The sequence below is a fragment of the Acinetobacter soli genome, from assembly GCF_018139125.1.
In the GTDB taxonomy this organism is placed as follows: Bacteria; Pseudomonadota; Gammaproteobacteria; order Pseudomonadales; family Moraxellaceae; genus Acinetobacter; species Acinetobacter soli.
Genome location: NZ_CP073241.1, coordinates 251,372 through 264,023, shown reverse-complemented (window position 1 = coordinate 264,023; position 12,652 = coordinate 251,372). Strand labels below are relative to the sequence as shown.

The window sequence follows — 12,652 nt, the reverse complement described above, 5'->3', positions numbered from 1 at the left end:
GGGAGCATATCGCTCCCGTTTTCTATTTGCTTAAAGTCAGTTAACCCAGCGGTATGTCTTTGACTACCCCCGTGATTCCGGTAATCATCATATCAATCGCGATGGTACCAATCAGTAACGCAGATAAACGCCCGACAATATCTACATAACGATCGATATATTTGGCATGTTTATAGCGTAGATGATCGTGTGCAAATTTCATTAAAATGAGCAAACTACAGGTCACGGTCAGTGTTAAAGCAATAATCAGCGCCGCACCACCAATAGGAAGTCCGATTCCGGTCACTACAGCCGCACTGATCGTACCCGGGCCAATCATAAACGGCATTGCAATGGTGCCAGCCAAATGTTCAGGCGCACCACGCATTTCACCAATGGTATCTGCACCCTGAAACACATAGCGATAACCAATCACCAAAAAGATAAGCCCACCAAAAATCTGGAATGCTTCAAAACGTACATTCAAATATTTGCTAAAGATGGTTTCGCCACCCCAAGCAAATAAAACAAAGACAATAAATGCAATCATACAACCTTGTATCAATGCTCTATTAAAGACCTTTGCTTCAGAATTTCGGATCATGCCGATCATGTAAATGCTCATCAAAAATGGATTGAGCAACGAAAAAAACAAGGCAAAGGAATGAATATACGGCGTCAACATTCAACGGCTCTCCTTAGGCTTTAGGGTCTGGAAATAGTGGTCGGTTCCCCGGACTGATACGATTGATATGCAAGAATGTCATATGGCGCTCGTAACGATCCAGAATGTCATTAATCACCTGTTCCTTGGTATAACCTACAAGGTCGTTTCCTTGAGATCCTTCATATAGATAGGTCTCTAAACGATAATAGAACTGTTTGCCACGTTTACCGCGTTCACTAAAGTTGGGCGCAATATAACGGACAGGCCAGATCTGGTAAATAAAGTTTTGTTCCTCTTCAAGGTGAATCGTGATATCCAAATGATAAAGCTCTGGATCTTCTTCAAGTTCAACCTCCTGCACATCGACAGTGACTGCACGCTTCTCAAGCTCATCGGCAACTGCCTGAACCGCAGGTTTACAGATTTCGTTCAGCATACGCTTGGTTTCTGAAGTTCCCGGATGATGCATCACGCGTGATAAACGCTTTTTCCAGTTCAGAATGTCCACGTTCCCCACCACTGGGGCTGCATTGAGACTCGCACTGGCCTGCCGGTAATCTTCTAGCCGCAGCGACTTGTACAAACCTGCCATCACCAAGAACATCACAAAACTAAAAGGCAAGCCCATAATAATGGTGGCGTTTTGTAGTGCGGTAATCCCGTTGGTCATGAGCATTGCAAGCGTGAGCAAACCAATCGCCACCGCCCAAAAAACACTGAGCCAGCGCGGTGCATCATGATCGATGTTGGTAAATTGAGTAGTAAAGTTCCCCAAAACTAGTGCACCAGAATCTGCCGACGTGACATAAAAGAGCAAGCCGGTAATGGTAGCGACACCCGCAATAAAAGGAAACCACGGATATTGTGCAAGCAAGTCGTAAAATCCATGCGCAGGATTGACTAAAACGGTTTGTGCCAGTGCAATATTGCCATCGAAAATGACATTATGGAGTGCGCTGTTTCCGAAAATAGACAGCCAAGTCAGGGTAAATAACAATGGAATGATTAAAGTTCCACTGACAAACTCGCGAATGGTTCGTCCACGTGAAATACGTGCCAAAAATAGCCCCACAAAAGGAGACCATGCCACCCACCACGCCCAGAAAAAAAGCGTCCAGTTGTTCATCCATTCTTTCGGTTGAGTAAATGCAAAGGTTTCCAGTGCCAAAGTAGGAAAACGACTTAAATAGTCCCCCACATTTTGTACCAGTGCATTTAATAAGAACTCAGTATTGCCTAAAAACAAGATAAACAGCATCAGGCCAACAGACACATAAATATTGACTTCCGATAAAATCCGTAAGCCCTTATTGACACCAGACGTTACCGAAATAATGGTGATAATGACTGCCACCAAAATTAATGCAGTTTGAATCCATAAGTTTTCAGGTAAATCAAACAACACATGCAAGCCATAGTTGAGCTGCACCACCCCAATACCACAGGTGGTGGCAATCCCGAAAATGGTCCCGATTACGGCCGCAGTATCGACACTGTGTCCAATGGGTCCATTAATTTTTTTTCCAAAAATAGGATATAACGCTGAACGAATCGTAAGTGGCAAATTATAACGATAACTAAAATAACCCAGAGCCATTCCGACCAGTGCATACATACACCAGCCAGTGAGTCCATAGTGAAACAGTGTCCAGACCATCGCCTGACGTGCTGCTTCATAGGTCTGGCCCTGCCCCACAGGTGGGTTCATATAATGAGACAATGGCTCTGCCACCGAGAAAAACATCAAATCGATGCCGATCCCTGCCGAGAACAGCATGGCTGACCAGCTTAATAGACTAAACTCTGGTTTGGAGTGTTTGGGCCCTAACTTGATATTGCCGTAGCGCGAACAGGCAATAAATATCACAAACACCATATACAGCGTTGCAGCAAGCAGGTAGTACCAACTAAAAGTGGCACTCACCCAGCCAAGCACAGCACTCAGGATGTGATTGGCAAACTCATTGAATAAAATCGTCGTTAAAGAAAATATTAAAATAATAAGCGCAGAAACGTAAAAGACCACACGATTTAAACGATCTTTCGGATGAGTCGTTTGATCATCAACTGCTCTTGGATTATCTGTTGCCATACAATCCTCAAGAAAATAAAAGAAAAAGAAAAGTACAAAAGCCAATCCTTCAGCACCTGCATGAGCTGCTCAAGGATTGACTAAACTACACTGTTGTTTTTACCTGAACCGGTCAGGAATAAAACATTGCCATCTACAATTACACGGAGCTGGTTTCTTTGGCTGGTTGTACAGATGCTCGCGTTTGGGTCATCTGTGCCTCAGCGTGCGGTTTGTGTGTTTCTTCTTGATTTAATGCTTTCGCAAGCCCAAACATATAAAGCAGTAAAATCACGGAAAATGGTAAACCACATAACACTACCGCACTTTGCATGGCACTAAAGCTGCCCGCGAGTAATAGTCCGATACTCACGATGGTGATCGTGACGGACCAAAAAATGCGTAACCAAACCGGTGAATCACTATCGCTTGTGCCACCTTGAGATGACAAGTTGGCTATCATAAGTGTACCAGAGCCCACTGGGGTTAAAAATAAAACGAAACAAATCACCACAACAATTCCAGCCACATATGGATGAAAAGGCAAATATTCAAGTAACTTAAACAAAGACATGGCTGGATCTTTGAGTACCAAAGTTCCTAAAATACCCTGACCCTGATTTAAAATTAAATCAATTGCCGTGTTGCCAAAAATTGAAATCCACGCCAGTGTAAAACCTAACGGAATGAGGCATACACCCAAAACCACTTCCCGAATGGTACGCCCCTTTGAAATACGGGCAATAAACATGCCCACAAACGGCGCCCAAGCAATCCACCATGCCCAGTAAAAAATCGTCCACGATGCCAGCCAGCCTGTGGCTTTTTTATCATACAAATACAGATCAAAACTTTTTTGCACGAAGTGACTTAAGTAATCTCCAGTATTTTGCACCAGCCCATTTAACAAATGATTGGTTGGTCCGGTAAAAAACACAAAAGCTAAAAGCAGATAAAGCAAGCGCAGATTCACTCGTGACAACCACGCTAAACCTTTTTCAATACCAACCACGGTAGTCATGGTGGCCACCACCATCATTAAAACAACTGTGGTAATGAGCGTTAGGCTGGAGTTTGGAATCGCCGGAAACAAGTAGCAAATTCCTGACACTAAAACCAGCGCACCAATCCCCAGATTGGTCACCAAAGAAATGATCGTGGCCAAAATACCAAAACCATCGACCATATGACCAATCAAGCCATGAATTCGTTCGCCAAAAATAGGATACAGTGCCGAACGTAATGCCAGAGGCAAATCACGCCTGAAGGCAAAATAACCCAGTGTGACACCCACCAACGCATACAGCACCCAGCCATGTATGCCCCAGTGCAAGAAGCTATACATCATGGCATTTTGAGCGGCTTCAACGGTGCCGCCTTGCCCTTCAGGAGGTCGCAAAAAATGATCGACGGGCTCAGCCACGCCGTAATACAGTAATGCGATCCCGATTCCGGCAGAAAAAAGCATAGATGTCCATGCCAGATAGCCAAATTCAGGACGGTCATGTGCTTTACCTAAAGGAATTTGCCCGACTTTGGAAAAAGCCAGCCAAGCAACAAAACCTAAAGAAAGTACCACCACCAGCATGTAATACCAGCCAAACAACTGATTTACCTGCTGTTGAATCCACATCAGTCCATTTTGGCTGGCGCTAGGAAATAGCACAAACAACAAGCCGAAAAGACTGATACTGATTGCCGAACTCCAAAAAACGAAAGGATTCAGGCGAATCGGTAAGATGACGTTTTGTGTGTTACGTTTTGACCACATAACATTGCTCCTTGCACGGATGTGATTCGTCATTATTGATACTGCTGGCGCGCATCTCTCATGAAATTCCATCCCACGAGTTTGCTAAATGCTGGCGACTTTTAAATTTCCGTACATTCATAGAAATAACGGAAATTTGCATAATGATACTTTTAATTGATTGAACGTTCAATCAATTAAAAGTATCATAAAAAGGTGCTATCATGTTCTGTAGATCATTTATTGAAGCAAAACCTTATATTTTTAAGGACATACATGAACAAACGCAGAGTAAAACCCGAGCACGTGCGTCGTGAAGAAATTGTAAACGCCGCATATGACGTGATTTTTGAAGTGGGGTTATCCAACACCACCATGGCTCAAATTGCGAAAAAAGCCCAACTCTCGGTGGGTATCGTCAGTCATTACTTTGGCGACAAACAGGGTCTCATTAACGCTTGTATGCTAGAGATGCTCAATGTACTACGTCGTAAAACGGCGCAGTACAAAGCTGAAGTAAATGAGTTACAACCCGAGAATATGATTAAAGCGATTATTGATTCAAACTTTGATATTAGTCAGGTCAATCAAAGAGCAATGCGTATCTGGCTTGATTTCTGGTCTGCAAGTATGCACATGCCGGAACTCAGCCGATTACAGCGCATCAATGACCAGCGGCTCTACTCCAATCTGAAGTTTCACTTTCTGGAGTTAATGCCCAAGGATCAGGCCAGCATTGCAGCACGCGGTTTGGCCGCATTGATTGACGGACTCTGGTTACGTGGCAGTTTAAGTGGAGACACTGAATTTGACAGTGCACTTGCTCGAACCATTGCATATGACTATGTCGAGACTCAGCTACGGCTGGTAAAGCAAATTAGGCAGGAGAGACAAAATGAGTGATGTTCAACTTCATCGTTTATACATTCATGGACAATATGTTGATGCAACCAGCGGCAAAACCTTTGACAGTATCAACCCTGCAACAGGTGAAGTGATTGCCACGATTCAGCAAGCCTCAAAAGAAGATATCGATGCCGCTGTAAAAAGTGCACAGCAAGGCCAAAAAGAATGGGCTGCTAAGACTGCCATGGAACGCTCTCGTATTTTACGTCGCGCAGTCGATATTTTACGTGAACGCAATGACGAGCTTGCTGCACTTGAAACATTAGATACCGGTAAAGCCTTGAGCGAAACACGCAGCGTCGATATTGTCACAGGTGCCGATGTCCTTGAATATTACGCTGGACTGGCCACTGCCATTCAAGGTGAACAGGTTCCTTTACGTGAAAGCAGCTTTTTTTATACCCGCCGTGAGCCATTGGGCGTAGTGGCTGGAATTGGTGCGTGGAACTATCCAATCCAGATTGCTTTATGGAAATCTGCCCCTGCCTTGGCCGCAGGCAATGCCATGATTTTTAAACCAAGTGAAGTCACACCACTTACTGCATTTAAACTTGCAGAAATTTATACCGAAGCTGGTTTACCTGCTGGTGTTTTTAACGTCGTACAAGGCTCAGGACGCGATATCGGCCCTTACCTGACCGAGCATCCTGTGATTGAAAAGATTTCATTTACTGGTGGCGTGGAAACTGGCAAAAAAGTTATGGCCAGTGCCGCAGGCTCAACCCTCAAAGACGTGACTATGGAACTCGGTGGAAAGTCACCGCTGATTATTTGTGATGATGCCCAGCTTGATCGCGCTGCTGATATTGCCGTTATGGCCAACTTTTTCAGCTCAGGCCAAGTCTGTACCAACGGTACGCGTGTTTTTGTTCCTGAACAGCTTAAATCAGCCTTTGAAGCCGCTGTGGTTGAGCGTGTAAAACGCATTCGAATGGGTGATCCGCAGCACGATGATACGAATTTTGGTCCAATGGTGAGTTTTGCACATATGGACAAGGTGTTGTCTTATATTGCTTCCGGTAAGGAACAAGGTGCAAAAGTACTCATTGGCGGACAGCGCGCTACGCAAGCAGCGCTTAAAGACGGCGCTTTTGTAGAGCCAACTGTATTTACCGACTGTACTGATGATATGAAAATCGTACAAGAAGAAATATTTGGGCCCGTCATGAGTATCTTGACTTATGCGACAATTGAAGAAGCCGTTCAACGCGCCAATAGTACTGTTTTTGGTTTGGCAGCAGGTGTGGTCACTCAGGATATTTCCTTGGCACATCGCATTATTCACCAACTGGAAGCCGGTATTTGCTGGATTAATACGTGGGGAGAATCCCCAGCCGAAATGCCAGTCGGTGGTTATAAAGAATCGGGCGTAGGGCGTGAAAATGGTATCTCGACGCTCAACCACTATACCCGAACAAAATCGATTCAAGTCGAAATGGGCGATTACCAGAGCGTGTTCTAAAACACGCGACGCCCTTTTTAAAGTTTCCTCATAAATCTGATGTCACTGCTGCTATCACAGCGTGACGCATACAATATTAAGGAATAGCAATGACGACTCAATCTTACGATTATATTATTATTGGCGCAGGCTCTGCAGGTAATGTGCTGGCCGCGCGTTTAACTGAAGATGCCAATACATCGGTATTACTTTTGGAGGCAGGCGGTCCCGATTACCGTCTGGATTTTCGTACGCAAATGCCAGCGGCACTCGCCTTTCCGCTTCAAGGCCGACGCTATAACTGGGCCTACCTCACCGAACCTGAACCGCATATGAATAACCGCCGTATGGAGTGCGGTCGTGGTAAAGGACTGGGTGGCTCATCACTGATTAACGGCATGTGTTACATTCGCGGTAATGCAATGGATCTCGATGGCTGGGCCAAGCTTAAGGGTTTAGAAAACTGGACCTACGCCGACTGTCTACCTTATTACAAAAAAGCAGAAACGCGCGATATCGGTGGTAACGATTATCATGGCGATAGCGGACCGGTTAGTGTTGCAACGCCTAAAGCAGACAACAATGTCTTGTTTCATGCCATGATTGAGGCTGGTGTTCAGGCTGGTTATCCACGCACAGACGATTTAAACGGCTATCAGCAAGAAGGCTTCGGCCCGATGGATCGTACCGTCACCAAAAACGGTCGCCGCTCGAGTACGGCTCGTGGCTATCTGGATATGGCCAAAGGCCGACCGAATCTGACCATTGTTACGCATGCCATGACCAATAAGATCTTGTTTAATGGCAAACAGGCCATTGGTGTGGAATATATTCAAGGCGCCAACAAAAACGATCTGAAAAAAGTCCTTGCCAATAAAGAAGTGCTGTTATGTGCTGGTGCGATTGCTTCACCGCAAATTTTGCAGCGCTCAGGCGTGGGTCAAAGCACCTTTTTAAAATCGATGGACATTGATGTGGTTCATGATTTGCCGGGTGTAGGTGAAAATTTACAAGATCACTTGGAAATGTATTTACAGTACAAGTGCAAACAACCTGTGTCACTTTACCCTGCACTGCAATGGTATAACCAGCCAGCAATCGGTGCAGAATGGCTATTTTTAGGCAAAGGCATTGGTGCCAGCAATCAGTTTGAAGCAGGTGGCTTTATTCGTTCGTCTGACGAGTTTGAATGGCCAAACATTCAATATCACTTCTTGCCTGTTGCGATTAACTATAACGGTAGTAATGCAGTAAAAGAACATGGTTTTCAAGCACATGTCGGTTCGATGCGATCTCCATCACGTGGGCATATCAAACTCAAATCGAAAGATCCGTTTGAGCATCCAAGCATTTTGTTTAACTACATGTCGACTGAGCAGGACTGGCAAGAGTTCCGCGCTGCCATTCGTATTACCCGTGAAATCATGCATCAGCCTGCGCTAGATCCTTATCGTGGTGAAGAAATTAGTCCTGGTAATCAGCTTTCGACAGATGCACAACTCGACGATTTTGTTCGTAATCATGGTGAAACGGCTTATCATCCATCGTGCAGCTGTAAAATGGGTGAAGATGAAATGGCTGTGGTGGACCATCAGGGACGCGTGCACGGCATGCAAGGTTTGCGTGTTGTAGATGCCTCAATCATGCCGCTGATTATTACAGGCAATCTGAATGCCACCACCATTATGATGGCAGAAAAAATTGCCGATCAAATCCGTGGTCATGCCCCACTCCCGCGTTCTACTGCTCCGTATTATCGCGCATCGTAACGCTAATTTTTTCAAGTTGTTTTCGAACACGATGCATTTTGCATCGTGTTCGAATATCGTCATATTTGACTATCTAGCGTACATTTTTTTCTTTTAAGGTCTTTTGGAGGTCTCTATTTGATTATTTACAATTCACTTTATATGTGATGCGATGCATTTTTTATCTGTTTTTGAATAAATTTAAGCATTTTACCAAATGTTAAAAAAATTATAAGTAATTGAATTGATGTCATTTATTTAACAATATAACTAATATTTATTAAACTAATTTCAACATTTCAAATAAAAATTATATTGTCAATACACAATTCATCTACAATACGCCTCCGATGGAAATGTATGGTCAAATTTAAAAAGTGAATTGATTCATTTGCTGTATGGATTAAGACATTTTACTCCCTCTCTCTGAACTTAAATTTGCCATCATTTCCAGAGTCGATTTCTCTCTTGATTTAGTATTTTTCTTTATTTCGCCTTTACGCGATGCTAATCACCTACCCCAAGGTCCTTTATCGCATGAAAAAGTTTCTACGATACCTTTTGGTATTGATTGTTGTTCTTTTAATTGCAGCGATCGCCTTCCTTTTTAGGCCAATTGCTTCCAAAAAAATTCAAACCGCTGCTAGTGAGCCTGTTGTAGATGTGGTTCTGGTAGGTGGTGGTATCATGAGTGCCACGCTTGGAACCTATTTGACTGAGCTTGAACCGAACTGGCAAGTTCGTATGTACGAACGCCTAGACAAAGTTGCTCAGGAAAGTTCAAACGGATTCAACAACGCGGGTACAGGCCACTCTGGCTTCATGGAAATGAACTATACCGAAGAAAAAGACGGTAAGATGGACATTTCTAAAGCTGTAAAAGTTGCAGAACAATTTGAAATTTCAAAACAGTTCTGGGCCTATCAAGTGAAACAAAACGTACTTGGCAAGCCATCTACTTTTATCAATCCAGTTCCGCACCATGCTTTTGTATGGGGTGACAACGTTGCGTTCCTTGAAAAGCGTTATGCAGCAATGATTAAAAATCCATTGTTCTACGGTATGCAGATGACTGAAGATGCAAACCAGATCAAACAATGGGCACCGCTCACCATGGAAGGCCGTGATCCTGCACAAAAAGTGGCAGCAACACGTATGGAAATTGGTTCTGATGTAAACTATGGTGCGATCACCACGCAACTGGTAGATAACCTCAACAAGCATCAAAACTTCAAGCTTTCTACGTCTACCGAAGTGACTGGCATCAGCCAAAATGACGACAAAACCTGGACTGTTTCATTTAAAAATATGAAAACTGGTCAAGCCGATCATGTAAAAACACGTTTTGTCTTTATCGGTGCGGGTGGTGCAAGCGTTAAATTGCTGCAAATGACTGGTTTACCAGAATCGAAGCAATATGCTGGCTTCCCTGTAGGTGGCGTATTCTTAATGACGGACAATCCTAAAATTGCCGCAGAACATACAGCAAAATTGTATGGTCGTGCTGATCTAGGTGCGCCGCCAATGTCTGTTCCACATATTGATACACGTTATATCGACGGTAAAAAATATGTGTTATTCGGACCATTTGCGACTTACTCGAATAAATTCTTGAAAGAAGGTTCTCAGTTTGATTTATTGGCATCGACCAATAAAAACAACGTATTGCCAATGACTGCTGTTGGTATGGAGAATCTTGATTTGGTGAAATACTTGGTGAGCCAAGTCATGATGACCGATGAAGACCGTTTTAACGAATTGAAAAAGTACTATCCAAATGCAAAACGCGAAGACTGGCGCTTGAACCAAGGTGGTCAACGTGTTCAGGTCATCAAAAAAGAAGAAGGCAAACCAGCCAAGCTTCAATTTGGTACTGAAGTGTTTGTATCTAAAGATCGTTCGGTCACTGCATTAATGGGTGCGTCTCCGGGTGCTTCAACTTCTCCTTACATTATGTTGAGTTTGCTTGAAAAAGCCTTCCCACAACAAGTTGAAGGTGAGTGGAATCCAAAACTGCACGAGATGGTAAAATCGTACAAACAGAAGTTAAGCGAAGATCCAGTATTGCTTGACCAAGTACGTCAGTACACCAGCCAGACTTTAGGTTTGCACTATACACCGCTGACACCAGCAGACTTTGCTAAGCTTGCTGCATCACAATCGAAGTAATTTTTAAAGATTCAAAAAAAGGATGAGCAATAGCTCATCCTTTTTTATTTTATCTCCTCTCCTTCATTGATTAATGTGCTGTATTTATCATGTCATCATCTTCTGATTTTTTTGCTGCACTGCGCTACAGAGATTTTTCGCTGCTCAGCCTGAATCAGTTGTGTCTAACCTTAGCCATTTTAATTCAAGAAGTCGTCGTCGCTTATTCGCTCTATCAAATCACGAAAAACCCGCTCATGCTTGGTCTGATCGGTCTAGTCGAACTCGTTCCTTTTATTGTCTTGTCGTTGTGGGGCGGTTATATCGCCGATTATTTCAACCGGCAGACCATTTTAAAATGGGGCTTTGCTCTGACCTGCCCCATTCCGGCATGTTTGGCACTGCTATTTTTTCTACACGCCCAACAGAGTATAGAGCTTCCTCTTTTTTTACTTGGCGTTTATGGCTGTATTTTTGTTTTAGGGCTGTTAAGAGGCATTTATAGCCCCTCATTTAACTCTTTACGACCTTTTTTGGTTCCTGAGAAAATTTACAGTAATGCCAATACATGGACAGCATTGATTTGGCAAATTGGCGCCATGCTTGGGCCGCTTCTTGCGGGCGTGATGATGGGACAGTTTGGCATTTACATTGCACTGAGCATAGCCTTAGTGTTGCTGTGTGTTGGTAGCGGTGCTGTGGCCATGATTGGTCCACGATGCTTTCCTGCTGTGGCACGACAGCCCATGATTCAAAGTATGCAGCAAGCGATTCAATTTATGCTAAACAATCGCATGATTTTTTGGTCCATGCTCCTTGATTTAAGTACGGTACTATTTGGTGCTTTACTCACATTACTGCCTATTTTTGCTGAGGAAATTTTAAAAAGTGGCGCTTCTGGTCTGGGGCTGTTACGTGCTGCGCCTGCTATTGGCACATTGTGTATGACCTTTGCGCTGATGCGCTATGATCTGACACAACATGCATGGCGTAATATGCTGGTTGCAACGCTCGGCTTTGGTCTGTGTGCTGTGACTTTTGCCTGCTCACGCTCATTGGTGTTGTCCTTTGTGCTTTTAATTGGACTGGGTGCATTTGATAGCATGAGCATGATTATCCGCCAGACATTGTTGCAGTTACTCCCGTGTAAATCACTCCTTGGGCGTGTCGCTGCCTTGAATGGAATTGTCGTCACATCAGGTAATCAGATCGGTGCCTTTCAGGCCAGTCTCTTTGCACGATTATGGACGGTTGTACCCGCTACATTAGTGAGTGGTGGCGCCTGCCTCATGATTTCACTCGCAATTGGCTTATCACAACGAGATTTACTCAAATCAAAAATAAAGCAGCATAAACATACATTTCTTACATCTCATAAGTAGATATGAGCTGTCAAAATTCGTATGCTAAATTCACGTTTACATGTAATGGAGAATTCTTTTTTTATGGCCAATACAAGAGAAACGTCACATAAAATTTACTCGACTTTATATGTGCTCGTACTGGTCGTAATCGGCATGTATTGTGTGCTCAATGCCACTTATACGGCTATTATTGGTGGAACGACCTTTTACTTTTTTGCGAGTGTAATTTTATTTGTGCAGTCAGTGATGGCTCTGCGCCCCTCTGAGCATACGCGTAATCTGGCTGGCTTTGGCCTGATCGTGCTGGTTGCGGTCTTACTTTATACTCATGGTTTAGGTTTTTTGAGTCATTTAAAAGCAGTCGCGCTATTGCCTGCCATTGCGTTAACGCTTTTTGGACTACCCGCTTTATCAAATGAACCAAAAAAACTGAATGCCTTAAAAACCATTTTATTGATGTCTTTTATTATATTGGCTGCAGTTCAATACTATGAATTGGACTACTTAAAGGGTTATTACGATTCACTGCATAATGGCGAAACGTGGCAAAAATATGGTGCCCTATAAGTTCACTTATT

General features: G+C 43.6%; 9 protein-coding genes. 6 read left to right on the top strand and 3 right to left on the bottom strand.

Annotated features, from left to right (window positions below; all coding sequences use genetic code 11):
- Nucleotides 1-40: 40 nt before the first annotated feature.
- The 3 genes from KCV09_RS01125 to KCV09_RS01115 all read right to left on the bottom strand — a co-directional run bounded on the left by KCV09_RS01125 (nt 41) and on the right by KCV09_RS01115 (nt 4,488).
- Complete coding sequence (locus KCV09_RS01125) at nt 41-664, bottom strand: MarC family protein (RefSeq protein WP_004935953.1); 624 nt, start codon at nt 662-664, stop codon at nt 41-43.
- A gap of 13 nt (nt 665-677) precedes the next feature.
- Nucleotides 678-2,738, bottom strand: a complete 2,061-nt coding sequence (locus tag KCV09_RS01120) for a choline transporter (protein ID WP_088459467.1) — start codon at nt 2,736-2,738, stop codon at nt 678-680.
- A gap of 139 nt (nt 2,739-2,877) precedes the next feature.
- Entirely contained in the window at nt 2,878-4,488 is a 1,611-nt protein-coding gene (locus KCV09_RS01115; protein ID WP_212515410.1) for a BCCT family transporter, read from the bottom strand.
- A 255-nt stretch (nt 4,489-4,743) separates the two neighbouring features.
- On the opposite strand from KCV09_RS01115, the gene betI reads away from it, so the two are divergent.
- The 6 genes from betI (at nt 4,744) to KCV09_RS01085 (ending at nt 12,641) form a co-directional block, all read left to right on the top strand.
- A complete protein-coding gene (gene betI / locus KCV09_RS01110; protein WP_004935942.1) occupies nt 4,744-5,370 on the top strand; it encodes a transcriptional regulator BetI in 627 nt (208 codons plus the stop codon).
- Entirely contained in the window at nt 5,363-6,835 is a 1,473-nt protein-coding gene (betB, locus tag KCV09_RS01105; RefSeq protein ID WP_004946066.1) for a betaine-aldehyde dehydrogenase, read from the top strand. The genes betI and betB overlap by 8 nt, the downstream gene beginning before the upstream one ends.
- Nucleotides 6,836-6,924: 89 nt before the next feature.
- Nucleotides 6,925-8,583 (top strand): choline dehydrogenase, encoded by a 1,659-nt coding sequence (gene betA / locus KCV09_RS01100; RefSeq protein ID WP_004935937.1) that lies wholly within the window; start codon nt 6,925-6,927, stop codon nt 8,581-8,583.
- Between the two features lie 516 nt (nt 8,584-9,099).
- Nucleotides 9,100-10,731, top strand: a complete 1,632-nt coding sequence (gene mqo, locus KCV09_RS01095; protein WP_004935935.1) for a malate dehydrogenase (quinone) — start codon at nt 9,100-9,102, stop codon at nt 10,729-10,731.
- 89 nt (nt 10,732-10,820) lie between these two features.
- A complete protein-coding gene (locus KCV09_RS01090; protein ID WP_212515409.1) occupies nt 10,821-12,092 on the top strand; it encodes an MFS transporter in 1,272 nt (423 codons plus the stop codon).
- Nucleotides 12,093-12,155: 63 nt separating this feature from the next.
- Complete coding sequence (locus KCV09_RS01085) at nt 12,156-12,641, top strand: hypothetical protein (protein WP_004946059.1); 486 nt, start codon at nt 12,156-12,158, stop codon at nt 12,639-12,641.
- Nucleotides 12,642-12,652 lie beyond the last annotated feature (11 nt).

Coding starts and splice junctions, on each gene's coding strand:
- KCV09_RS01125 (WP_004935953.1), bottom strand. CDS start 664: ATGTTGACGCCGTATATTCATTCCTTTGCCTTGTTTTTTTCGTTGCTC.
- KCV09_RS01120 (WP_088459467.1), bottom strand. CDS start 2,738: ATGGCAACAGATAATCCAAGAGCAGTTGATGATCAAACGACTCATCCG.
- KCV09_RS01115 (WP_212515410.1), bottom strand. CDS start 4,488: ATGTGGTCAAAACGTAACACACAAAACGTCATCTTACCGATTCGCCTG.
- betI (WP_004935942.1), top strand. CDS start 4,744: ATGAACAAACGCAGAGTAAAACCCGAGCACGTGCGTCGTGAAGAAATT.
- betB (WP_004946066.1), top strand. CDS start 5,363: ATGAGTGATGTTCAACTTCATCGTTTATACATTCATGGACAATATGTT.
- betA (WP_004935937.1), top strand. CDS start 6,925: ATGACGACTCAATCTTACGATTATATTATTATTGGCGCAGGCTCTGCA.
- mqo (WP_004935935.1), top strand. CDS start 9,100: ATGAAAAAGTTTCTACGATACCTTTTGGTATTGATTGTTGTTCTTTTA.
- KCV09_RS01090 (WP_212515409.1), top strand. CDS start 10,821: ATGTCATCATCTTCTGATTTTTTTGCTGCACTGCGCTACAGAGATTTT.
- KCV09_RS01085 (WP_004946059.1), top strand. CDS start 12,156: ATGGCCAATACAAGAGAAACGTCACATAAAATTTACTCGACTTTATAT.